The 23398-nt window shown below is 69.0% G+C and carries 22 protein-coding genes, 1 rRNA gene and 1 riboswitch; of the genes, 16 read left to right on the forward strand and 7 right to left on the reverse strand.

Translation table 11 applies throughout. The annotated features are described in order from the left end of the window. From rrf to ACWGIH_RS28420, 11 genes are all read left to right on the forward strand, one after another. Positions 1 to 94 (forward strand): 5S ribosomal RNA (rrf, locus tag ACWGIH_RS28370); the annotation flags it as partial. A 161-nt stretch (positions 95 to 255) separates the two neighbouring features. Further along, positions 256 to 864 carry a CDP-alcohol phosphatidyltransferase family protein gene (locus ACWGIH_RS28375; RefSeq protein ID WP_453450996.1) on the forward strand — a complete coding sequence of 203 codons (609 nt, stop codon included), beginning with the start codon at positions 256 to 258 and terminating at the stop codon, positions 862 to 864. 113 nt (positions 865 to 977) lie between these two features. Further along, positions 978 to 3473 carry a sugar phosphate nucleotidyltransferase gene (locus tag ACWGIH_RS28380; protein ID WP_453450995.1) on the forward strand — a complete coding sequence of 832 codons (2496 nt, stop codon included), beginning with the start codon at positions 978 to 980 and terminating at the stop codon, positions 3471 to 3473. A gap of 89 nt (positions 3474 to 3562) precedes the next feature. Then, complete coding sequence (locus tag ACWGIH_RS28385; protein ID WP_453450994.1) at positions 3563 to 4462, forward strand: DUF881 domain-containing protein; 900 nt, start codon at positions 3563 to 3565, stop codon at positions 4460 to 4462. Then, positions 4459 to 4791: a small basic family protein gene (locus ACWGIH_RS28390; RefSeq protein ID WP_003988855.1), complete on the forward strand. Its 333-nt coding sequence runs from the start codon at positions 4459 to 4461 to the stop codon at positions 4789 to 4791. The genes ACWGIH_RS28385 and ACWGIH_RS28390 overlap by 4 nt, the downstream gene beginning before the upstream one ends. Positions 4792 to 4796: 5 nt before the next feature. Beyond that, positions 4797 to 5675 (forward strand): DUF881 domain-containing protein, encoded by an 879-nt coding sequence (locus tag ACWGIH_RS28395; protein WP_453450993.1) that lies wholly within the window; start codon positions 4797 to 4799, stop codon positions 5673 to 5675. An 82-nt stretch (positions 5676 to 5757) separates the two neighbouring features. After that, a complete protein-coding gene (locus ACWGIH_RS28400; protein WP_451219193.1) occupies positions 5758 to 6726 on the forward strand; it encodes an FHA domain-containing protein in 969 nt (322 codons plus the stop codon). Between the two features lie 42 nt (positions 6727 to 6768). Beyond that, positions 6769 to 7512: a transcriptional regulator FtsR gene (gene ftsR, locus ACWGIH_RS28405; RefSeq protein WP_453450992.1), complete on the forward strand. Its 744-nt coding sequence runs from the start codon at positions 6769 to 6771 to the stop codon at positions 7510 to 7512. Positions 7513 to 7565: 53 nt separating this feature from the next. Further along, the gene (locus tag ACWGIH_RS28410) at positions 7566 to 8039 is read left to right on the forward strand and encodes a bifunctional nuclease family protein (RefSeq protein ID WP_006123076.1); all 474 of its coding nucleotides are present in this window, start codon (positions 7566 to 7568) and stop codon (positions 8037 to 8039) included. A gap of 169 nt (positions 8040 to 8208) precedes the next feature. Beyond that, complete coding sequence (locus tag ACWGIH_RS28415) at positions 8209 to 8844, forward strand: MerR family transcriptional regulator (protein WP_453450991.1); 636 nt, start codon at positions 8209 to 8211, stop codon at positions 8842 to 8844. 37 nt (positions 8845 to 8881) lie between these two features. After that, positions 8882 to 10303 (forward strand): DNA polymerase IV, encoded by a 1422-nt coding sequence (locus ACWGIH_RS28420; RefSeq protein WP_453450990.1) that lies wholly within the window; start codon positions 8882 to 8884, stop codon positions 10301 to 10303. A 48-nt stretch (positions 10304 to 10351) separates the two neighbouring features. Here the strand turns inward: ACWGIH_RS28420 and ACWGIH_RS28425 are convergent, their stop codons facing one another. Next, a complete protein-coding gene (locus ACWGIH_RS28425) occupies positions 10352 to 10732 on the reverse strand; it encodes a PRC-barrel domain-containing protein (RefSeq protein WP_453450989.1) in 381 nt (126 codons plus the stop codon). Between the two features lie 144 nt (positions 10733 to 10876). Next, a riboswitch (glycine riboswitch) is annotated at positions 10877 to 10976 on the forward strand. A gap of 197 nt (positions 10977 to 11173) precedes the next feature. Here ACWGIH_RS28425 and gcvP point away from each other — a divergent pair. Then, positions 11174 to 14059, forward strand: a complete 2886-nt coding sequence (gcvP, locus tag ACWGIH_RS28430; protein WP_453450988.1) for an aminomethyl-transferring glycine dehydrogenase — start codon at positions 11174 to 11176, stop codon at positions 14057 to 14059. Between the two features lie 88 nt (positions 14060 to 14147). Here the strand turns inward: gcvP and ACWGIH_RS28435 are convergent, their stop codons facing one another. Then, a complete protein-coding gene (locus ACWGIH_RS28435; protein ID WP_361843540.1) occupies positions 14148 to 14354 on the reverse strand; it encodes a DUF5999 family protein in 207 nt (68 codons plus the stop codon). 304 nt (positions 14355 to 14658) lie between these two features. Continuing rightward, positions 14659 to 15243, reverse strand: a complete 585-nt coding sequence (locus tag ACWGIH_RS28440) for a hypothetical protein (protein ID WP_453450987.1) — start codon at positions 15241 to 15243, stop codon at positions 14659 to 14661. A gap of 483 nt (positions 15244 to 15726) precedes the next feature. Here ACWGIH_RS28440 and ACWGIH_RS28445 point away from each other — a divergent pair, with 483 nt between their 5' ends. Further along, complete coding sequence (locus ACWGIH_RS28445) at positions 15727 to 17244, forward strand: glutamate--cysteine ligase (RefSeq protein WP_453450986.1); 1518 nt, start codon at positions 15727 to 15729, stop codon at positions 17242 to 17244. 17 nt (positions 17245 to 17261) lie between these two features. Here ACWGIH_RS28445 and ACWGIH_RS28450 read toward each other — a convergent pair whose 3' ends face one another. Further along, positions 17262 to 19034 (reverse strand): substrate-binding and VWA domain-containing protein, encoded by a 1773-nt coding sequence (locus ACWGIH_RS28450; protein ID WP_453450985.1) that lies wholly within the window; start codon positions 19032 to 19034, stop codon positions 17262 to 17264. 166 nt (positions 19035 to 19200) lie between these two features. Between ACWGIH_RS28450 and ACWGIH_RS28455 the strand changes: the two genes are divergently transcribed. Continuing rightward, positions 19201 to 20001 (forward strand): CPBP family intramembrane glutamic endopeptidase, encoded by an 801-nt coding sequence (locus tag ACWGIH_RS28455; RefSeq protein WP_453450984.1) that lies wholly within the window; start codon positions 19201 to 19203, stop codon positions 19999 to 20001. A 93-nt stretch (positions 20002 to 20094) separates the two neighbouring features. On the opposite strand, the gene ACWGIH_RS28460 is transcribed toward ACWGIH_RS28455, so the two are convergent. Beyond that, positions 20095 to 20925 (reverse strand): PhzF family phenazine biosynthesis protein, encoded by an 831-nt coding sequence (locus tag ACWGIH_RS28460; protein ID WP_453450983.1) that lies wholly within the window; start codon positions 20923 to 20925, stop codon positions 20095 to 20097. Positions 20926 to 21114: 189 nt separating this feature from the next. On the opposite strand from ACWGIH_RS28460, the gene ACWGIH_RS28465 reads away from it, so the two are divergent. Continuing rightward, positions 21115 to 21480: a hypothetical protein gene (locus ACWGIH_RS28465; protein ID WP_453450982.1), complete on the forward strand. Its 366-nt coding sequence runs from the start codon at positions 21115 to 21117 to the stop codon at positions 21478 to 21480. 29 nt (positions 21481 to 21509) lie between these two features. Here ACWGIH_RS28465 and ACWGIH_RS28470 read toward each other — a convergent pair whose 3' ends face one another. Continuing rightward, positions 21510 to 21914 (reverse strand): hypothetical protein, encoded by a 405-nt coding sequence (locus tag ACWGIH_RS28470; RefSeq protein ID WP_453450981.1) that lies wholly within the window; start codon positions 21912 to 21914, stop codon positions 21510 to 21512. 188 nt (positions 21915 to 22102) lie between these two features. Here ACWGIH_RS28470 and ACWGIH_RS28475 point away from each other — a divergent pair, with 188 nt between their 5' ends. Beyond that, positions 22103 to 22723: a PadR family transcriptional regulator gene (locus ACWGIH_RS28475; protein ID WP_453450980.1), complete on the forward strand. Its 621-nt coding sequence runs from the start codon at positions 22103 to 22105 to the stop codon at positions 22721 to 22723. 93 nt (positions 22724 to 22816) lie between these two features. On the opposite strand, the gene ACWGIH_RS28480 is transcribed toward ACWGIH_RS28475, so the two are convergent. Further along, positions 22817 to 23245, reverse strand: a complete 429-nt coding sequence (locus ACWGIH_RS28480) for a type II toxin-antitoxin system Rv0910 family toxin (RefSeq protein WP_453450979.1) — start codon at positions 23243 to 23245, stop codon at positions 22817 to 22819. Positions 23246 to 23398: the final 153 nt, after the last annotated feature.

Raw genomic sequence — 23398 nt, forward strand, 5'->3', positions numbered from 1 at the left:
AACGCCCGGTTACATTCCGAACCCGGAAGCTAAGCCTCACAGCGCCGATGGTACTGCAGGGGGGACCCTGTGGGAGAGTAGGACGCCGCCGAACTCAATTTATAGCCGTGGTCCCTGGACTTATTGTCCAGGGACCACGGCTTTTTGTGTTTCCGGAGCCTTTTTGACCTCGGGTCACCCCTCTGCACCGCCGGCTGACAACTGACGGTAAGGTCAGGGGGCATCATCGGCTCGTTTCCCACAGGAGGCCCCCGGGTGGAGGTCCAGGAAACTCGCGTCCAGACGGACCGGGTCCTCACCATCCCGAACATCCTCAGCATGGCGCGCCTCGTCGGCGTACCTCTCTTCCTGTGGTTGATCCTCAGGCCGGAGTTCGGCGGTCCCAAGAGTGACCACTGGGCGCTGCTGGTGCTGATGCTGAGCGGCATCAGCGACTATCTCGACGGCAAGCTGGCCCGCCGCTGGAACCAGATCAGCAACCTCGGGCGGTTGCTGGACCCGGCCGCTGACCGGCTCTACATCCTGTCGACATTGGTCGGCCTCACGTGGCGGGAGATTCTTCCGCTCTGGCTGACCGCGGCGCTGCTGCTGCGTGAGCTGATGCTGCTGGTGATGGTCTGGATCCTCAGGCGTCACGGCTATCCGCCGCCCCAGGTGAACTTCCTCGGCAAGGCAGCCACGTTCAACCTGATGTACGCCTTTCCACTACTGCTGCTCAGTGATGGAAGTGGCTGGATCAGCACTCTCGCTGCTATTTTCGGATGGGCGTTCGCAGGATGGGGTACAAGTCTGTACTGGTGGGCAGGGATCCTCTACGTGGTCCAGGTCCGCCGCCTTGTCCGTGCAGACACCACGGCCGATTGAGCTCGCTGATGTGGCAGCTGTAGAGGCTTGCAGTCCCGTGAGCGACATTCACGGGCCTATTTCGGCTGGCTGAGTCGGCTAGATCGTCGTCTATTGAGGAGGACGCTTCCGACATGAAGGCCGTCGTAATGGCCGGAGGCGAAGGCACGCGCCTTCGCCCTATGACCTCGAGCATGCCCAAGCCGCTCCTGCCTGTGGCCAACAGGCCCATCATGGAGCATGTGCTGCGGCTGCTCAAGAGGCATGGGCTCACCGAGACCGTAGTGACAGTCCAGTTCTTGGCCTCGCTGGTCAAGAATTACTTCGGCGATGGTGAAGAGCTCGGGATGGAGCTCACCTATGCCAATGAGGAGAAGCCACTCGGCACTGCCGGGAGTGTGAAGAACGCCGAGGAAGCATTGAAGGATGATGCCTTCCTCGTGATCTCCGGTGATGCACTGACCGATTTCGACCTCACCGAGCTGATCAACTTCCACAAGGAGAAGGGCGCGCTTGTCACCGTATGTCTGACGCGCGTGCCCAATCCGCTGGAATTCGGCATCACCATCGTGGACGAAGAAGGAAAGGTCGAGCGCTTCCTGGAGAAGCCGACCTGGGGGCAGGTCTTCTCCGACACGGTGAACACGGGCATCTACGTCATGGAGCCCGAGGTCTTCGACTACGTCGACGCCGACGTGTCGGTGGACTGGTCCGGCGATGTCTTCCCGCAGCTCATGAAGGAAGGCAAGCCCATCTATGGGTACATCGCCGAGGGCTACTGGGAAGACGTCGGCACGCATGAGAGCTACGTCAAGGCTCAGGCGGACGTGCTGGAGCGCAAGGTCGACGTAGAACTCGACGGCTTCGAGATCTCGCCCGGGGTGTGGGTCGCCGAAGGCGCCGAGGTCCATCCCGACGCCACGCTGCGGGGACCGCTCTACATCGGTGACTACGCCAAGGTGGAGGCGGGCGCCGAGATCCGTGAGCACACGGTGCTGGGGTCGAACGTCGTGGTGAAGGCCGGCGCCTTCCTGCACAAGGCCGTCGTGCACGACAACGTCTACATCGGGCAGCACAGCAACCTGCGGGGCTGTGTCGTCGGCAGGAACACCGACATCATGCGAGCCTCCCGCATCGAGGACGGAGCCGTTATCGGCGACGAGTGCCTCGTCGGTGAGGAATCGATTATCCAGGGCAATGTCCGGGTGTATCCGTTCAAGACGATCGAGGCCGGCGCGTTCGTCAACACCTCCGTCATCTGGGAGTCCCGGGGCCAGGCGCATCTCTTCGGGGCGCGCGGTGTCTCCGGGATCCTGAACGTGGAGATCACGCCGGAGCTCGCGGTGCGGCTCGCGGGGGCGTATGCCACGACCCTCAAGAAGGGCTCGACCGTCACCACGGCCCGTGACCATTCACGAGGCGCGCGGGCGCTGAAGCGAGCGGTGATCTCGGCGCTGCAGGCCAGCGCCATCGACGTACGGGACCTGGAGAACGTACCGCTGCCCGTGGCGCGGCAGCAGACGGCGCGGGGCAGTGCCGGCGGGATCATGATCCGGACGACGCCCGGGGTTCCGGACTCCGTCGACATCATGTTCTTCGACGGGCGAGGAGCCGACCTTTCGCAGGGGAGCCAGCGGAAGCTCGACCGGGTGTACGCGCGTCAGGAGTACCGGCGGGCCTTCCCCGGGGAGATCGGGGATCTGCACTTCCCGTCCAGTGTCTTCGACTCCTACACGGGTTCGTTGCTGCGCAATGTCGACACCACAGGGGTGGCCGAGTCGAATCTGAAGGTCGTCGTCGACGCCTCAAACGGAAGTGCGGGCCTCGTGCTGCCGAGCCTTCTGGGCCGCCTCGGTGTCGACGCGCTGACGATCAACCCGGGGCTCGACGAGTCGCGTCCGACCGAGACCCACGAGGACCGCAGGTCGGGCCTGGTGCGGCTGGGCGAGATCGTGGCGTCGTCGCGTGCCGACTTCGGTGTGCGCTTCGACCCGGTCGGCGAGCGGCTTTCGCTCGTCGACGAGAAGGGGCGGATCATCGAGGACGACCGGGCGCTTCTCGTCATGCTCGACCTGGTGGCCGCGGAACGCCGCAGTGGTCGGGTCGCGCTGCCGGTCACGACGACGCGTATCGGTGAGCAGGTGGCCGCGTACCACGGGACTCAGGTGGACTGGACGACCACGTCGCCCGACGATCTGACGCGCGTGGGGCGTGACGAGTCGACCATCTTCGGTGGTGACGGCCGCGCGGGGTTCATCATTCCCGAGTTCAGCAGCGTCTTCGACGGTACGGCTGCTTTTGTGCGGCTCATCGGCCTCGTGGCGCGTACGCAGCTCACGCTGAGCCAGATCGACGCGCGTATTCCGCGCGCCCATGTGCTGCGGCGTGACCTCGCGACGCCTTGGGCGGTCAAGGGGCTCGTGATGCGGACCGTGGTGGAGGCCGCGGGGGAGCGTTCGGTGGACACCACCGATGGCGTGCGGGTCGTGGAGTCCGACGGGCGGTGGGTGCTGGTGCTGCCCGACCCGGCGGAGGCCGTCACCCATCTGTGGGCCGAGGGGCCCGACGACGCGTCGGCCCAGGCCTTGCTCGACGAGTGGTCCGCCGTGGTGGACAGCGCCGGTCGTTGACCGCCGGCACGCGCCGGACGACACCCCTGGGAGGTGCCGTCCGGCGCACCGGTGGGGCCATTCGGAGGTAGCGCCCGCGACGTGCGACGATGTGCGGCATGCCGCAGCAGCCCCCCGTTCGGAGCACTCCCTCGCGCCCCCGGCGCCCGGACGCCTCCATGTCGCTGCTGAACACGGTCATGGACCACAGTCTGGACGAGGGGTACGCCGAGGCGGCGGCCCGCAAGAAGGCCGCCGGTGCCGGTGGCGTGCCGCGTCCGCTGCGGGCGAAGCTCGGTCTGGCCCTCGGTCTGGTGCTCGCGGCCCTGGTGGTGACGGTGGGTGCCGCGCAGGCGCGGATAGCGGCTCCGGTCGTCGCCAAGGAGCGCGCGGAGCTCATCGACCGGATCGAGTCGGCCACCTCGGACGCCGACGAGCTCGAAGGGGACGTCGAGACGCTGCGCGACGACGTGGGCGAGCGGCAGCGTGAGGCGCTGAAGAAACACGGGGGCAGCCAGGGCGAGTTGGTGTCCCTGCTCTCCGGTGCCACCAAGGTCCATGGGGCCGGCGTGAAGCTCGTGGTGGACGATGCCAAGGAAGCCGATCAGGGCGGGGGCGGGCCGCGCGAGAGCGCGGGGTTCTCCGACACCGGACGGGTGCGCGACCGGGACATGCAACGGGTCGTCAACGGCCTGTGGCAGTCCGGCGCGGAGGCGATCGCCATCAACGACCAGCGGTTGACGGCGCTGTCGGCGATCAGGGCCGCGGGGGACGCGATACTGGTCGACAACAAGCCGCTGGTGCCGCCGTATACGGTGCTTGCCGTGGGCGACGGACAGCGGTTGAGCACGAGATTCCAGAACAGTCGCGACGGTCAGTACCTGCATGCTCTGCAGGAGAACTTCGGCGTCCGGACCAGCATTTCCGTCCAGGATGATGTCCGACTGCCGGCAGCACCGAGTGTGACCGTACGTACAGCAGAGCCGAAGGCAGGAAAGGGCACATCGTGATCGCCGTACTGGGCCTCGTCGTGGGAGTCGTGGCCGGATTGTTGGTCCGGCCCGAGGTTCCGGCCGTGGTCGAGCCGTACCTTCCGATCGCCGTGGTGGCGGCACTCGACGCGGTGTTCGGAGGTCTGCGCGCGATGCTCGACGGCATCTTCGACGACAAGGTCTTCGTGGTGTCGTTCCTCTCGAACGTGGTCGTGGCAGCCCTGATCGTGTTCCTCGGCGACAAGTTGGGCGTGGGCGCCCAGCTCTCCACCGGTGTCGTGGTGGTACTCGGCATCAGGATCTTCTCCAACGCCGCCGCCATCCGCCGACACGTCTTCAGGGCGTGACGCGGATGGGTACGCAGGAGACGCCCGGAGGCGACAACCGGAGCAGGGAGCTGCCCGCGGAGGTGCGCAGCGTGCCCGTGGAGCCCGCGGACGGCGCGGCGCCCGAGCGGGACGAGCAGCAGGACACGCGGCACGACGAGCCGCAGGACGGGAAGGCCCCGCTCAGCGGGCGGCAGCGGCTGGCCCAAGGGCTGTGGCCGCCTCGCGTCACCCGTCCGCAACTCATCGTGGCCCTGCTGCTGTTCGTGCTGGGGCTCGGTCTCGCCATCCAGGTGCGCTCCAACAACGACAGCAGTGCGCTGCGCGGGGCACGTCAGGAAGATCTCGTACGCATCCTCGATGAACTCGATGACCGTACACAGCGTCTGGAAGGTGAGAAGCAGCGTCTCGAGGACCAGCGCACCGGGCTTGAGAACAGCTCGGACCAGGCCGAGGAGGCCCGCAAGCAGACTGTCGAGAAGGAGCGTCAACTCGGCATTCTGGCGGGCACCGTGGCGGCGCAGGGTCCTGGTATCACGCTGACCATCGATGACAAGAAGGGGTCGGTCGAGGCAGACATGCTGCTCGACGCCATCCAGGAGCTGCGCGCCGCGGGTGCCGAGGCCATCCAGATCAATGATGTACGCGTAGTGGCCAACACCTATCTTTCGGATACGGACAGTGGTGGTGTCCGGGTGGACGGCCGCAAGGTCGGCAAGCCCTACCGGTTCAAGGTGATCGGCAAGCCGCAGGACCTCGAGCCGGCGCTGAACATCCCAGGTGGAGTGGTGCAGACTCTGGAGAAGGAGCAGGCCACCGCCACCGTGACGCGAGCGGAGAAGATCGTGGTGGACGCCTTGCGAGCGGCGAAGCGGCCTGAATACGCTCGGTCGTCGTCCCAGTGAGGCGGGGGCGCATGGGGCCCGCCGGTCAAGGGCATGAGGTTGCGGGGGGTCGGCGCACCGTAAGCGTGGTGCGTGGTGGAAACTGTTTGGTGGATACGGACGTTGTGAGGATGTCTGTGCTGCCGATGTACGCCGGTGTGTGCAATCAGGGTTCGTCCTGCCCCACGGGCGGGTCTGTTTCGGTCAAGGGGAATCGCCCGTGAAGTTGTTTGCGAAGTTGTTCGGCAAGAGCGCACGTGAGGACAGTGGCAATCCCGCCACCGCCCGGCACCGTGCCCCGCGCCATGGAGATGCCGAGGAGCAGGGCGGCGAGCGCCCGATGTTCCGTGACCAGGTCGGTGGGCCAGGCGGTGACATTTCGGGCGCGCAAGGCGCGTCGTCTGTTGACCCTGCCGGTCCGGGCCGCATAGGTTTCGGAGAACCGTCAACCTCAAGTACGGGTGGAGGGTTTACCCCCGATCCGTACGCATCGAATGCCCCCGCGGGGCAGCCGCGGCAGGAGGATCCGTCCATGGCCCTGGTGTGTACGAGGTGCGGGAACCGCAACGCCGAGGCGAGCCGGTTCTGCTCCAACTGCGGCGCGCCGCTGCGGGCCGGGGCCGCGCCGGAGCGTCCGTCCGAGACGACCTCGACGATCTCCATCTCGGGCCTTGAGGCCTACGACGCGGAGGTGACGGGGCAGACCGCCTCGCCCGCCCTCTCGCCGGAGGCCCAGGCCGCCGTTGACGCACTGCCGCTCGGTTCGGCGCTCCTCGTGGTGCGCCGTGGACCGAACTCGGGCAGCCGCTTCCTTCTGGACGGCGAGCTGACCACGGCGGGGCGCCACCCGCAGAGCGACATCTTCCTGGACGACGTGACCGTCTCGCGCCGTCACGTGGAGTTCCGTCGCCTCGGGGACGGGTCCTTCACCGTCGCCGACGTGGGCAGCCTCAACGGCACGTACGTCAACCGGGAGCGCATCGACTCGGTCGCGCTGTCGAACGGTGACGAGGTGCAGATCGGCAAGTACCGGCTGGTCTTCTACGCGAGCCAGCGGGGCATCGGCATCTGATCCTCCCCCGGACGTCGTCCGGGGGGACCCCCAGGAAGGTCCATGCTTCAAACACCGAGGGGCGGTGCCGGGAACGGCACCGCCGCTGAGGACCGTCGGATGATGAGCATCGGCGCCGTGCTGAACGCGCTGCGTGACGAGTTTCCCGAGGTCACGATCTCCAAGATCCGGTTCCTGGAGTCGGAGGGGCTCGTCGAGCCGGAGCGCACGCCGTCGGGCTACCGCAAGTTCAGCCCTCAGGACGTCGAGCGGCTCGGTCACGTCCTGAGGATGCAGCGGGACCACTATCTGCCGCTCAAGGTGATCCGGGAGCACCTGGACGCCCTGGAGCGCGGGGAGCGGGTCTCTCTGCCCTCCCTGGGGCAGCCTCGCGAGCCCGGTGACGCCTGGGGCGTGAGTGACACCGTGGAGCCCACTGCCGCCCGTGTGGGCCGTGCGGAGCTCCTTGCCGCTGCCGAGATCGACGCGGAGCAGCTCGCGGACTGGGAGGCGTACGGGCTCATCGTGCCCCTGCCGGAGGGTGGTTACGACGCGGAGGCCGTGACGGTCGCCGCGCTCGTCGTCGAACTTGGGCGATTCGGCATCGAACCCAGGCATCTGCGCGCCATGAAATCGGCGGCCGAACGTGAGGCCGGCCTCGTCGACCAGGTCGTCGCGCCGCTGCGCAGGCACCGCAATCCGCAGACCAGAGCCCATGCGGAAGCCCGTACGAAGGAACTCGCCGGGCTGACCGGAAAGCTGCATTCTGCACTGGTACAGACGGCGCTCGGGGTCCGGTTGCCCTGACTCAGGGGGTGCCCGACTACCCAAACCGGCCGGGCACGTCCTAGGGTTGCTGTGTGAACGAGCTCGACGTCGTAGGTGTCCGGGTGGAAATGCCCTCCAACCAACCGATCGTGCTCCTGCGTGAAGTGGGAGGCGATCGATACCTCCCCATCTGGATCGGACCAGGGGAGGCGACCGCGATCGCCTTCGCACAGCAGGGGATGGCGCCCGCACGGCCGCTGACCCACGACCTGTTCAAGGACGTGCTGGAGGCGGTGGGTCAGGAGCTCACCGAGGTGCGCATCACGGACCTCCGGGAAGGTGTCTTCTACGCGGAGCTGGTCTTCGCCAGTGGAGTCGAGGTGAGCGCCCGGCCGTCCGATGCCATAGCGCTCGCGCTCCGCACGGGAACGCCGATCTACGGCAGCGACGGTGTCCTCGACGACGCGGGCATCGCCATCCCGGACGAGCAGGAGGACGAGGTGGAGAAGTTCCGCGAGTTCCTCGACCAGATCTCTCCCGAGGACTTCGGCACCAACAGCCAATAGGCCGCCGTTTCCGGGGCCCGGTCGGCCATTCGGCTAGCCTTTCCCGGCGGTGCGGGACAGCAAACCACTCTTAGGGTGATTATCACTCGGCGTGCCGAGTGTGGCGATCGTTGACGAGCCCCTGGTGACTGCCTACCGTCGTGAAGGCAGGTCAAGGACGGAGGTCGGCGTGAGAAGCAGCGGCGACGGTGCGGCGATGGGTGGGCCGTATCCGCTTCACAGCAGCACGGCCGGTCACTCCCCGCAGAGGCCGATGGTGGTTCAGGGGAGCGTTCAGGGGAGCGGGGACGCCACGTCCGGACAGTCCGACCAGGAACAGATCGGTTACCGGGGGCCGACCGCGTGTGCGGCCGCCGGAATCACGTACCGACAGCTCGACTACTGGGCCCGTACGGGCCTCGTCGAGCCCAGTGTGCGGGCCGCGGGCGGTTCGGGGACCCAGCGGCTCTACAGCTTCCGGGATGTCGTCGTCCTGAAGATCGTGAGACGTTTCCTCGACACGGGTGTGTCCCTGCAGAACATCCGGACCACGGTCCAGCATCTGCGTGACCGCGGTTTCCAGGACCTGGAGCGGATGACGCTCATGAGTGACGGTGCGACGGTCTACGAGTGCACGTCGCCCGACGAGGTCCACGACCTGCTGCAGGGCGGCCAGGGCATCTTCGGGATCGCTGTGGGCGTCGTGTGGCGGGACGTCGAGGCGGCGCTCTCGCAGCTGCACGGGGAGCGGATCGACACCGGGGAGACGCTGGTGCGCCAGAACCCCGCCGATGAGCTCGCGAGGCGGCGCAACAGGGCCGTGTGAGGCGGCGTTGTCAGTGGCGTAGGGCAGCATCAGAGGTGTGAGAACCGCGCCCACGATCCTGCATCTCGACATGGATGCCTTCTACGCGTCCGCCGAGCAGGCCGCGAAGCCGAGTCTGCGCGGGAAGGCCGTGGTGGTGGGCGGGCTCGGACCGCGGGGCGTCGTGGCCACTGCCTCGTACGAGGCGCGGAAGTTCGGCGTGCACTCGGCGATGCCGATGGGGCAGGCGCGGCGCCTGGCGCCCAATGCCGCCTATCTGGTGCCGCGCTTCGGGCTCTACCGCGAGATCAGCGACCAGGTGATGGCGCTGTTGCGGGAGCTGTCGCCGCTGGTGGAGCCGCTCAGCCTGGATGAGGCCTTCGTCGACCTGGAGGCGGGCGGGGTGGCCGACGACCGGGCGTCCGCGCTGGAGGTGGGCGAGCGGCTGCGCGCGGACATCAAGGCGGTGACGGGGCTCGCGGGTTCGGTGGGGCTCGCCGCGTCCAAGATGCTGGCGAAGATCGCCTCGGAGGAGGCCAAGCCCGACGGGCTGCGGCTGATAGTGCCGGGCACCGAGCGGGACCTGCTCGCGCCGATGCCGGTGCGGACCCTGCCCGGCGTCGGTCCTGCCACCGGGGATCATCTGCGGCGGGGCGGGATCACGACCGTGGGGGAGATCGCGGAGGCGGGCGAGGACGAGCTCGTACGGCTCCTCGGGAAGTCGCACGGCAGCGCGCTGTACGCGATGGCCCTTGCGCGGGACGAGCGGCCCGTGGTGGCGGAGCGGGAATCCAAGTCGGTCAGCGTCGAGGACACGTACGACGTGGACATTCATGACCGGGTTCGGGTCAGGGGCGAGGTCGCGCGGCTCGCCGAGCGGTGTGTGGAGCGGCTGCGGGCCGCCGGGCACTCGGGGCGGACCATCGTCCTGAAGGTGCGGCGGTTCGACTTCTCGACGCTGACGCGCTCCGAGACGCTGCGCGGGCCCACGGACGACCCCGGGGTGGTGCGTGAGGCCGCCGCGCGGCTCCTGGAGTCCGTGGACACCACCGGAGGCGTGCGGCTCCTCGGGGTGGGCGTCACGGGGCTCGCGGACTACACGCAGGAGGATCTCTTCGCGCAAGCGCAGGCCCAGGCGCAGGCCGAGGCCCGGGCCGAGGCCGCGGAGGCCCTGGAGACGCAGCAGGAGGCGGAGGAGGAGCGGGCCGGGGAGCCCGCGGCGCAGTCCGTGGCCGAGACGGTGGCGGAGCCGGCCGTTCCGGCCGAGCGGCGGTGGGCGGCCGGCCACGATGTGCGGCATGCCGAGTACGGGCACGGGTGGGTGCAGGGCAGCGGCCTGGGGCGGGTCACGGTGCGCTTCGAGACGCCCGAGTCGTCGGCGCCGGGCCGGGTGCGGACGTTCCGTACGGATGATCCGGCGCTCGAGCCCGCGGAGCCGTTGCCCCTGGTGGCGACTCCCGAGGCGGTGGAGCCGTCGTGACGCCGGTGGTGCCTGCCCACCGGGGTCACCTGCGCTGCCGCGCGGGCGTCAGGGCTTCTCCCGGCCTGCGATGTTGCCGAAGTCCTTGTCCGGCGGTGGCGTGGACGGCGGGGGCGTGATGTCCAGGCCGTAGTGGTGGTAGAGCTGCAGTTCCTGTTCGGGGGAGAGGTGGCGGCCCACACCGAAATCGGGGGCGTCCTTGATCAGTGAGCGCTCGAAGGGGATGTGCAGGGTGCCGTCGCTCCTGAGCTCGCTCGGTTCCAGGGGGACGAAGGTGTCCCGGCTGAACAGGCCCGTGCGTATGGCCGCCCACTCCGGGGCTCCGGTGGCGTCGTCGAGATAGACCTCGTCGATCGTGCCGATCTTGGCCCCGTTCCGGTCGAACGCCTTCCGGCCGATCAAATTGCGCGGATCGATGTCGGTCTGCACGGGCCCTCCAACTGGTCGAGGCATGTCGAAGTGGGGCGTAACTCATCCTCGTTCGTTCGCAATCACTACGAAAGAGCACTTCGGGGCAGGCGGCCACTCGAGGGAACGGCCATGGTCCTCGCTGGTAGGCTGGCGCTTGGCTGCTGACCCCGTGCGGGAGAGCTCTCCGGTCGAGACACACCGGAGGCGCCGAAGGAGCAACTCCTCCCCGGAATCTCTCAGGCCCCTGTACCGCACGGACGAGGTCACTCTGGAAAGTAGGGCGGGCGTCGGGCGGGCACGTCCGGTCCCCTTCCTCACCGACGGTGAAAGCCGGTACGACGCCTCTCGCGGGGCACGGACCGGTGAAACTCTCAGGTTGAGATGACAGAGGGGGAGGCCGTCCGGGTACCCGCGCCGTGGTGCCCCTCGCAGGTCGCGTCAGACCAGGAGGCCTCCGCAATGACCGCCACACCTCGTATCCCGCTCTCCCAGCTCGAACAGGGCATCCCCTTCGAGCAGCGGCACATCGGTCCCGATGTGGAAGCACGGGCCAAGATGCTCGCGCAGGTCGGGTACGGCTCGCTCGACGAGCTGACCGCGGCCGCCGTGCCGGATGTGATCAAGAACGCCGAGGCGCTGAACCTGCCCGGGGCGCGCACCGAGGCCGAGGTGCTCGCCGAGCTGCGCTCCCTCGCCGACCGTAACCAGGTCCTCGATTCCATGATCGGACTCGGTTACTACGGGACCTTCACGCCGCCGGTGATCCTGCGGAACGTGATGGAGAACCCGGCGTGGTACACCGCTTACACGCCGTACCAGCCCGAGATCTCCCAGGGTCGCCTGGAGGCGCTGCTCAACTTCCAGACCGTCGTCGCCGAGCTGACGGGGCTGCCCACCTCCGGTGCGTCGCTGCTCGACGAGGGAACCGCCGCCGCCGAGGCCATGGCGCTCTCGCGGCGCATGGGCAAGGTCAAGGACGGTGTCTTCCTCGTGGACGCCGACGCGCTGCCGCAGACCATCGCCGTGATCCAGACCCGCGCCGAGCCGACCGGGGTCGAGGTCGTCGTCGCCGATCTGAGCGAGGGCATCCCGGCCGAGGTCGCCGAGCGCGGTGTCGTCGGCGTCCTGATCCAGTACCCCGGCGCCTCCGGTGCCGTACGTGACATAAAGCCGCTCATCGAGCAGGCGCACGAGCTCGGTGCCATCGTCTCCGTCGCCGCCGACCTCCTTGCCCTGACGCTGCTCACCTCGCCCGGTGAGCTCGGTGCCGACATCGCCGTCGGAACGACGCAGCGCTTCGGCGTCCCGATGGGCTTCGGCGGCCCGCACGCCGGTTACATGGCGGTGCGCGAGAAGTTCGCGCGCAGCCTGCCGGGGCGGCTCGTCGGTGTCTCCGTGGACGCGGACGGCAACAAGGCCTACCGGCTCGCGCTGCAGACCCGTGAGCAGCACATCCGCCGCGAGAAGGCCACCAGCAACATCTGTACCGCTCAGGTGCTGCTCGCCGTGATGGCCGGAATGTACGCGGTCTACCACGGGCCCGAGGGCCTCAAGGCGATCGCGCGGCGTACCCACCGCTACGCGACCGTGCTCGCCGCGGGGCTCACCGCCGGCGGGGTCGAGGTCGTGCACGGCGCGTACTTCGACACGCTGACCGTGCGGGTGCCCGGCAGGGCCGAGGCGCTCGTCGCCGCGGCCCGTGAGGGTGGCGTCAACATCCACCAGGTCGACGCCGACCATGTCTCGCTGGCCTGCGACGAGACCACCACGCGCAAGCAACTGACCGCGATCTGGGGTGCGTTCGGGGTCGAGGGCGACGTCGAGGCGCTCGACGCGGAGACCGCGGACTCGCTCCCCGCGGGGCTGCTGCGCGGCGACGAGTACCTCACGCATCCCGTCTTCCACCAGTACCGCTCCGAGACCGCCATGCTGCGCTACCTGCGCAAGCTGGCCGACCGCGACTACGCGCTCGACCGCGGCATGATCCCGCTGGGCTCCTGCACCATGAAGCTCAACGCGACCACCGAGATGGAGCCGGTCACCTGGCCCGAGTTCGGGCAGCTGCACCCCTTCGCGCCCGCCCAGCAGGCGCAGGGCTATCTGACGCTCATCCGTGAGCTGGAGGAGCGGCTCGCCGAGGTCACCGGGTACGACAAGGTCTCGCTCCAGCCCAACGCCGGTTCGCAGGGCGAGCTGGCCGGACTGCTCGCCGTGCGCGGCTACCACCGCGCCAACGGCGACGACCAGCGCACCGTCTGCCTCATCCCGTCCTCCGCGCACGGCACCAACGCCGCGAGCGCCGTGATGGCCGGCATGAAGGTCGTCGTCGTGAAGACCAGCGACGACGGCGAGATCGACGTCGACGACCTGCGCGCCAAGATCGAGAAGCACCGCGACGAGCTGTCCGTGCTGATGATCACCTACCCGTCCACGCACGGTGTGTTCGAGGAGCACGTCGCCGACATCTGCGCCCAGGTGCACGAGGCGGGCGGCCAGGTCTACGTCGACGGGGCGAACCTCAACGCCCTGGTGGGCCTCGCCCAGCCCGGCATGTTCGGCGGCGACGTCTCGCACCTGAACCTGCACAAGACCTTCTGCATCCCGCACGGCGGCGGTGGCCCCGGCGTCGGCCCGGTCGGCGTGCGCGAGCACCTCGCGCCGTACCTGCCCAACCACCCGCTGCAGCCCGCCGCGGGACCCGAGACGGGTGTCGGTCCGATCTCCGCCGCGCCGTGGGGTTCGGCCGGGATCCTGCCGATCTCCTGGGCGTACGTACGCCTCATGGGCGGCGAGGGCCTCAAGCGCGCCACGCAGGTCGCCGTGCTCTCCGCGAACTACATCGCCAAGCGTCTCGAGCCGCACTACCCGGTGCTCTACACCGGCCCCGGCGGGCTCGTCGCGCACGAGTGCATCATCGATCTGCGCCCGCTGAGCAAGGCGACCGGTGTCAGCGTCGACGACATCGCCAAGCGGCTCATCGACTACGGCTTCCACGCGCCGACCATGTCGTTCCCGGTCGCGGGGACGCTGATGATCGAGCCGACCGAGAGCGAGGACCTGGTCGAGATCGACCGGTTCTGCGAGGCGATGATCAGCATTCGCGCGGAGATCGAGAAGGTCGGCGGCGACTGGCCCGCCGAGGACAACCCGCTGCGCAACGCCCCGCACACCGCGGCGGCGCTCGGCGGTGAGTGGGAGCACGCGTACAGCCGCGAGGAGGCCGTGTTCCCGGCCGGTGTGGTGGCCGCCGACAAGTACTGGCCGCCGGTGCGCCGCATCGACCAGGCGTACGGCGACCGGAACCTGGTCTGCTCCTGCCCGCCGCTGGATGCGTACGAGGACTGATATCGGGACCCCGAACATGCGAGGGGGCCGGTCCGGAGTGGTGTCTCCGGGTCGGCCCCTTTGTTGTCTGTGCCGTGCGGCCGTCGCGTCAGGCGGCGGTCATGATCTTGTCCGTGCCCAGCGGTCGATGCGGGGCGATGATCTGGCCGTCCGGCAGCAGCTCACCGGTGTCCTCGAAGAGGAGGACGCCGTTGCACAGCAGGCTCCAGCCCTGTTCCGGGTGGCTCGCCATGAGGAGCGCGGCTTCCCGGTCTGCGGAGTCGGCTGTCGGGCACGGTGGTTGGTGCTGGCACATGGATGGGTTCTTTCGCTGCGGTGTGATGGCTGTGACGTCTGCCTTGCGGCTCGATGCGGTGTTCATGGCCGCCCCCCGTTAGTCGGTCCGTTCCCAGTGTTGCCCTACGGGCGTCAATCCGCAGGGATTTAGCGGCAGCGCTCCTTACTGCTTAAAGACGTATCACCCGCCCGGACGGTTCAGCTCAACTGCACTGTCTCTTCGGGTGGTTCGGGGTGGTCATACCGGGCTAGTCCGTATGGGCGCACCGCGCGCCGAGCCCCGCGGCCTGGGCGGCGGCGGGGCACGGAGAGGTACGGCGAGGTCAGGCGGGCGAGCCGAGCAGCGGTGCCGGGGTCATGCGGTGCGTGAGGACCTTCAGGAGCTCCATGGCGCGGTGCGGGTGGTGCGCCGCGATACCCGGAGGCGCGGGCGCGAGGGGCACGAGGACATCCGAGGGCGAGAGATGGCCGGCTGCGCCGTCCGCGGTGCAGTCGCCGTGCAACCAGAGTGTCAGCATGTAAAGCTCGGGTACGGACAACAGTCGTGGTTGGTACGGCATTGGCATCGCTTCGGCATGACGGAGGGCGCGTTCCGTGGACGCTATGTACGGACCTTCGAAGAAGTGCGAGAAGGTCCACCCGTCAGGCGTCAGCATCGTGTCCGCCGCGGCGACGGCTCGCTCGCCCGCGCGGATCAAGAAGCGCCACCCCGCGAGCCGGGTGGGCGCGGTGCCCGACGTGGTGATCCGGTCAAGTACGTGGACGGGCAACGGGAGTTCGGGACTGATGGGCCCCTGCGCGGCACGCAGGGACGGGGTGCGGGCTTCGCGTACGGCGGTGGGTGAACCGAGTGCCGCGAGGACGCTGCGCAGGGCGGGCGCGGGAGCCGGGGGGACTTGCAGCGGCATGATGGGTCGCCTCTCTCATTCGACAGGCACGGTGGAACGAGGACAGGTGCGGACGTCGCTGTCTGCTCCGGGGACAGAGGGGCGGGGGCTGGGGACCGCGAGCGCCAACTCTCTGCCTCGTTCGCGGAGTTTATACGACACGTGTTCAGGCAGTGTTTCGTCTAACCGCACCCGATATTGTCTGCAAGGCGTTATCCGGTCGCCATTTTGCGGGATTTAACCCGATTCTGGAAGAGCCCGTGCGTTTGACCTCGGTCGCCTTCCCGGCAGGGGTCGGCCGATTCTCGTCGGTGTTTTTCACCAGGCGTCGGTGCGAGGATTCCCCGGCACACCCCATGCCCGGTGAATGTGCCGCTCGGATTTGGCGTCGAGCGTACTGGGCCAGGGGCATGTGCGGGGCGTTATCGATCACATTGCAGGGCATCATCCACCGAGACACAGCGGCCGGATCATTGGCTGCCCATCCGAGGAGGGGACGCTTCGATGGGGGAGAAGGTCGTAGCAGGAACGTTTGACCTGGCCGAGCGGCGCCGGTACAGAAACAAGCTCAAGGAGTGCCTGACGGGGCTGCGGAGGCTGTTGGACGAGGAGCGGTTCGACCGGCCCAAGAATCTGATGGGCGTGGAGATCGAGCTGAATCTCGCGGGGCCCGACGGCATGCCGAGAATGCTGAATGCCGAAGTTCTGAGACGGATCGCAAGCCGGGACTTCCAGACCGAACTCGGAATGTTCAATCTTGAAGTCAATATCGCGCCGCACCGATTGGGCGGACGTGTTCTCGACCGTCTTGCCGAAGAGCTGCGCACCGGCCTCGCCTATGCGCACCGAAAAGCGAACGAGGTGAACGCCGGCATCGTGATGATCGGCATTCTGCCGACACTCGCGCACCACGACCTGGTCTCGGGAAACCTCTCCGACGTCGACCGCTACGCGCTGCTCAACGACCAGATCGTCGCCGCGCGCGGCGAGGAGTTCGTCCTGGACATCCAGGGCGTGGAGCGGCTCACCTGCACATCCGCGTCGATCGCGCCCGAAGCGGCGTGCACCTCGGTGCAGTTGCACCTCCAGGTCACCCCGGGCAGGTTCGCCGACGTGTGGAACGCGGCCCAGGCCGTCGCCGCGGCGCAGGTCGCCGTCGGCGCCAACGCGCCGTTCCTGTTCGGCCGCGAGCTGTGGCGCGAGTCGCGGCCCCCGCTGTTCCTGCAGTCCACCGACACGCGGCCGCCCGAACTGCAGGCCCAGGGCGTACGGCCGCGAACCTGGTTCGGCGAGCGCTGGATCAGCGACGCGTACGAGCTCTTCGAGGAGAACCTGCGCTACTTTCCCGCGCTGCTTCCCCTCGTGGACGACGAGGACCCGCTGGCGGTACTCGACGACGGCCGGGTGCCGCAGCTCGCCGAACTCGTCCTGCACAACGGCACCGTGTACCGCTGGAACCGCCCCGTGTACGGCATCGCGGGCGGCGTCCCGCACCTGCGCGTGGAGAACCGCGTCCTGCCCGCAGGGCCCACCGTCACCGACGTCATCGCCAACGCCGCCTTCTACTACGGCGTCGTACGCGCCCTCGCCGAGGAACCCCGGCCCGTGTGGTCCCGGCTGCCCTTCGACGCCGCGGCCCGCAACTTCGACATCGCGTGCCGTGACGGCATCGAGGCCCGGCTGCAGTGGCCGCGGCGGGGCAGGTCGGGCGGGATCGTGGAGGTGCCCGCGGTCGCCCTCGTACGCGATGAGCTGTTGCCGCTGGCCGCGGCCGGGCTCGACGCGTGGGGCGTGGAGCCCGCCGACCGGGACTTCTACCTCGGGGTCATCGAGGAGCGGTGCAGGCGCCGGGTCAACGGGGCTTCCTGGCAGGCGGCGACCTACCACCAGGCCCTGGAGACCGGGCTCGAACGCGAGGCCGCCCTCGCGGCGACCACCCGGCGCTACGCCGAGCTGATGCACGCGGGCGACCCGGTGCACACCTGGCCGGTGGGGCTGCCGGAACCGGCCGTCCTGAGCTGAGGCGTACGGGGGCGGGCTCAGCCGTGGCTGCCCGCCTCCATGATGGCCTTGAGGATGACCGCGTGGATCTGCGCGGGGTCGTCGACCTGGTGGCCCGATCCGCCGGTCGCCTCCGCGATCTGCACGACCTCTTCCTTGTCCGCGTTCGGACCGACCGCGATGGCGATGAGCGGCACCGGGCGCTTGGGGTCGGAGAGGTTCTCCAGCTGCGCGATGAGGTTGCTGCGCGCGATGGAGCCCGGGTCCTGGTTCGCGCCGTCCGTGAGGACCACGAGCGCGTTGAACTTGCCGCGCGCGTACGTGGACGTGGCTTCCTTGTACGCGGCGAGCGTGGTGTCGTACAGGCCGGTCGCGCCGCCCGGGATGGGGGCCAGATCGCTGAAGGCCTCGGAGACCTTGTCCCGCTGGGTGCCCCCGCCCTTGCGGTCGCCCAAGCGTTCCGTGGGCACGAGCTTGCGGTAGTCGCGTTCGCCGTCCAGGAGGGTGGCGAACTCCCAGAGGCCGATCTCGTCCTCGTCGGTGAACCCCGCGAGCGCCTGGAGCAGCGAGGACTTGGTGACCTCCATCCGGGTCTGCCCCCGGCCCGGCACGAACTCGCCCATGGAGTCCGAGACGTCGACGACCGTGCTGATCCGGGCGCTCTGGACGGTGATCGTCCACATGCCGAGCGTCTCCTGGAGATCCTTCTCGGAGGGCGGTTCGCTCGCCTCGTCGCCGTACGGCTGAGGAGTGCGGCCGCCGGCCGCCGTGACGAGTTTCTCCGAGGGGTCCTCGGTGCCGCTCCTGAAGCCGTGCTTCTCCAGGATCGCGCGGCCCGCCTCATCGCCGAAGAGGGTCATGAAGCGCAGGGCCGCGCGGCTCTGGTCCGTGGACAGCTCGTCCTCCTGGACCAGGGTGTACGGGTAGTCGAGGCGGGGTGAGCCGTCCTTCGGATAGAACATGTCCAGGCTGTTCTCCTCGCCCGCCGTCGCGTTGTGCTCGAACGCGGCCTGCTCGGAGAGGATCAGTGCGTGGTTGCGGCGCGGATTGCCCTGTTCGGTGCCGGAGGAGGCGCGGGCCAGGGTGTCGAGGAGCTGGCTGTCGCTGTCCGACGTGCGCGCGGACAGCGCCTTGGCCATCCCGGCCGCCTGGGTGTCGCCGTCCTCGCCGCCCGACTTCTTCGCCGACGCGCTCAGCTTCGTGAGCGCGAGCAGGCCGGTCGCGCTGCGCGCGGGATCGGCGGCGCCGAGCCGCAGCTTGTCGCCTTTCATCGCCGCGCCGGTCAACTCGGTCCAGCTGTACGTCTTCTCGGGCCAGCCCAGGGTCTCGGCGGCGGCGGGGACCATGGCCATGCCAACCGGAGAGGAAGCTATGTTCCCGGCGGGCGAGACCCTGTCCTGCTTGCCGCCCAGGCCCACGCGCTGCAGCCACAGTTCGGAGTCCGGCACCCACACGTCGTAGGCCGGAGCGCCTTTGCCCGTGCGCAGTTCGTCGGCGACCTTGTACGAATCGCGGGCGCTCACGCGGACGTCGATACAGGCCCCGTCCGACGTGACCTCCTTCTCGCGCGCGTCGTCGGCGGCCGCGCGCAGGGCGGGGGCGATGCCGGGGGCGGCCACGACGTCCAGTTCCACCGTGTCCTCACGGCATGAACCGCCGAAGCTCAGCAGGTCGCTGCGGGCCGCGACCGCCGTGCCCGCCGCGACGGTCAGGACGAGCGCCGTGGCGATGGCCACGGTGCGGCCGCGGGTGCGTGGCCGAGGGTCGGGTGCGTCCGCCTCGTACTCATCGGGCAAGCTGTGACGTCCCATGGCGGTGGTGCCCCTCCTTGAGTGATGAAGCAAGGAAAGAGGGGGCGGCATGACCGCAGTCGGCGTCCGTCCCCCTCGGCCTGTCGCGCACGATCTTCGTAACTTCTTTCGAGACCCTAGCGGGGCGGGGATGGGGATGAGGCGGGATTACTCAACTGGAGGCGGAGTGCAAGCGGAGTCCGGGCCGTTGGCCGGTTCTTTTCGGGGTGAGGGGCCATCGCGACGGATCCTCCGGGACGAGACGCTGCTCGTCCTGGCGCTCTCGCTGGGCGCGAGCGGTGTTTCCGCGCTGATCAGCTTCGTCGGCTCGGTCACCAGACCAGGTGGTCTGAAGGATCAGGCGGCGACCATGAACGCGTCGGCCGCTCCGGGGCGGCCATGGCTTGATCTCGCGTGGCAATTGTTCGGAATTACGACCGCTCTGGTGCCGGTGGCGCTGGTCGCGCACTTCCTGATCCGGGAGGGTGCGGGGCTGCGCACGATCGGCTTCGACCGGAGCCGGCCATGGCCGGACCTGGGGCGCGGGGCGGCGATCGCCGCGGTGATCGGCAGTACCGGCATCGCGTTCTACCTGGCCGCGCGGGGGCTCGGGTTCAACCTGACGGTCGTGCCGGAGGACTTGCCCGACGTGTGGTGGAAGTACCCGGTGCTCGTGCTCTCCGCGGTGCAGAACGCGGTGCTCGAGGAAGTGATCGTCGTCGGCTATCTGCTGCGCAGGTTCGGGCAGTTGGGGTGGACACCGATGGCCGCACTGGTCGGCAGCTCGGTGCTGCGCGGTTCCTACCACCTCTATCAGGGCATCGGCGGGTTCATCGGGAACATGGTGATGGGGGTGGTCTTCGTGCTCCTGTACCGGCGATGGGGGAGGGTCGGGCCACTGGTGGTGGCACATTCGCTGCTGGATATCGGTGCGTTCGTGGGATACGCATTGCTTGCGGGGAAGGTGGGGTGGCTGCCGACGCCTTAGGGGCGGGCGCTTCCGGGGGGCAGTTCCGGCCGTGAGGTCCGGCGGGCAGATCTGTGGGGACGTACGACTGGGTCGTACGTCCCCACAGGTGTGTCAGGCGTAGAGGTCGCCCTCGATGACGGTGACCGCGCGGCCCGTCAGCAGGGTGCGATCGCCCCGCAGTTCCGTGCGGACGAGACCGCTGCGGGCCGAGGCCTGCAGGCCGGTGAGCCGGTCGCGGCCCAGACGCTGCGACCAGAACGGGGCCAGGGCGGTGTGGGCGCTGCCGGTCACCGGATCCTCGTCGATGCCGACGCGCGGGAAGAAGCCGCGGGAGACGAAGTCGTAGCCGCGGGTGGGGTCTTCGGCCTGTGCGGTGGCGATGATGCCGCGCTCGGAGTGCCGGATGAGGGCCTTGTGGTCCGGTGTGAGGGCGCGCACCGTCTTCTCGTCGGCGAGCTCGACCAGGAGGTCACCGAGGCTCGCCCCGGCGTCGAACACCGCGACCGGCTCGGCGCCGAGTGCCTCCGCCACGCCGTCGGGGATCTCGACCGGGGTGAGCGGGGCGGTGGGGAAGTCCATGGTGACGGTGCCGTCGGGGTGCGCGGTGGTGGTCAGGACGCCGCTGCGGGTGGCGAACCGTACGGGGCCTTCGGCGGAGCCGGTGACCTGCAGGACGTGGGCGGTGGCGAGCGTGGCGTGGCCGCAGAGGTCGACCTCGGTGGCGGGCGTGAACCACCGCAGGGCCCAGTCGGCTTCGCCGCCCGGGGGCAGGCGGTGGGCGAAGGCGGTCTCGGCGTGATTGACCTCGGTGGCCACGTTCTGCAGCCAGGTGTCGTCGGGAAAGGCGTCGAGGAGGAGTACGCCCGCGGGGTTGCCCGAGAAGGGACGGTCGGTGAAGGCGTCGACGACGCGGATGCGGTGGGAAGGCTGAGAAGTCGGCATGTCGACGACGCTAGCGGGCCAATGCGGGGGCGGGACAAGGCCAATCGGGGGTGAGTGGCCCGATTGGCCTCGTCGATCTCGCCTCGCGTTCGGTCCGGGGCGGGCACAGGCTGGAAGGGAGGGGATTTCCGGGCCCTGCCACCGGCCCGATGAGTCCGGTGAGCCCGGTGAGTCCGATGAGGAGGAGCCATGACGGCGACGACGCGGAACGACACTCCTGTCGCGATCGAAGGAGGCGGCGTGGAGCTGCGCATGCGGGATGTCGGGGGAGGCATGGCCGTGGCGTTCGTACAGCTTCCGGAGGGTGCGGACATGGCGCCGGCTCTCACGGGGATGCCTGACGGGTTGTGCCAGTGCCCGCACTGGGGGTACCTGCTCAAGGGGCGGCTGAAGATGCGGACAGCGTCCGGCGCCGAGACCTACGAGGCCGGTGAGGCCTTCTACTGGGCGCCGGGGCATGCGCCGGAGGCGCTTGAGGACTGCGAGTACGTCGACTTCTCGCCGGCGAAGGAGTTGGGCGAGGTGGTCGACCACGTCAAGGCGCACATGGGCTGAGCGGTCCGGACGGCCCGGCGAGATGGCGGCTACGGGCCGGTGTCGCGGGCTCGCGCGGCGGCCGCGGCCGCCAGCAGGGTCCATCCGTCGACCTCCATCGCCCACTGCCCTCCCGGCTGCCATCCGCGGGCCGACGCGGCGTCGAGCAGGGCCCGGACTGCGCCCGGTTCGTGCAGGTTCAGCGAGTCGCCCCCGGTATGGCCGACGTCCCCGGAGCCCATGGGGAACCCGCCCGGCACGTAATGGCCCGGGCCTTCGGTGAAGACGATGCGCAGCGGGGCGCCGCTCCCGGCCGGCTGCGGATACAGGGTGAGGGTCTGGCGGCAATCCGCGGATCGGCCGCTGTCCAGCACGCGGTGGCTGTGGCGGAGCGTCCACAGGTACGCGCGCCCGTCGGCGACCAACCGGCGGGGCTTCCTCGGATCGCGGGGCACGGAGCCGAGAGTACGCGGCCCTGATCCACGCCCTCTGACGGTGATGCCAATTCTGGCGGTGATCGAACCTGATCGAACCTCGATGAGAGGGAGGGGCTTGCCAGGCGAGCGGTCCCGATATATCGTTGACGCATCGCGACTGATCAACGACTACGCAGTTGATCACTGACACACGAGGAGTGATGGCGATGCGTTCCCACGGTTATGAACACGAGCACGGACGTGGAAAGCGCGGCCCCGGTCACGAGGGCCACGGCGGTTTCGAGGGGCGGCGCGCGGCGTTCGGTCCCTTCGGGCCCGGCTTCGGCGGACCCGGCGGACCCGGCGGTCCCTGGGGTGGCCGAGGCGGCAGGGGCGGCCCGCGAGGCAGGGCGAGGCGCGGTGACGTACGCGCGTCGATCCTGGCTCTCCTGAAGGACCGGCCGATGCACGGCTACGAGATGATCCAGGAGATCGCTGAGCGCAGCGGCGGGGCGTGGAAGCCCAGCCCCGGTTCGGTCTACCCGACCCTCCAGCTCCTGGAGGACGAGGGGCTGATCAGCAGTGCGAGCGAGGGCGGCAAGAAGCTCTTCTCGCTCACCGACGCCGGTGGCACCGCGGCCGACGAAGGTCCGGACGCGCCCTGGGAAGAGGCCGGGCGCGGGGTCGACTGGGAGGCGCTGAGCGAGATCCGGCAGGCCGGTTTCGGTCTGATGGAGGCGTTCGGCCAGGTCTGGAAGGCCGGCAGCAAGGAGCAGCGCGAGAAGGCTGTCACTGTCATCAACGACGCCCGCAAGAAGCTGTACCTGATCCTCGCCGATGAGGACTGAGGTGGTGGGGGTCGGTGACCCCCATTGCCGTTGAGGCGCCCCGCACTTCACGTGTGGGGCGCCTCTTTGCGTGCAAGTGCGCTCGCGTCAGGGTCAGGTCACCAGGCCCGCCAGCTTGCGCAGCGACTCGTTCAGGGCCGCCGTCGCCGAATCCTTGAGTTTGCCCGCCATCAGGGAGACGGCCGCGCCCGTGAACTCGCCGTCTATGCGTACGTTCGTCGCGTCCCCCTCGGGGGAGAGGGAGTAGCGGGTGCCGACCGTGACGCCCATCGGGCCCTTGCCCTTGATGGCCAGCGTGCGCTCGCTCGTGAGCTCCTCGATCGTCCAGTTGACCTCGGCGGGGAAGCCCATCAGCTTCATGTTCTCCTCGAACGTGCCGCCCTGCTCCAGGGTGGTGGGGGCGCCCTTCGGGAAACTCGTGTGCGTGGCGTTCCACTCGCCGTACGAGGAGAAGTCGGTGAGTTGGGCCCAGACCTTCTCGACGGGTGCCTCGATCCGTGCTTCCGCGCTGACTTCGGCCATGCGACGACCCCATCTCTTCGGGCGCTGCGGCGGGGCGCAGCTGCGGTGTCGCGGAACGTAGCCGCAGGGTGCGGAACATTCAATACTGATGAACCGTCAGATGTTGTGGACGCTCCGGCGACGCGGCCCGCGACCAGGTCAGGTACTGTGGCC

This window comes from Streptomyces sp. NPDC054872 (genome assembly GCF_053610705.1).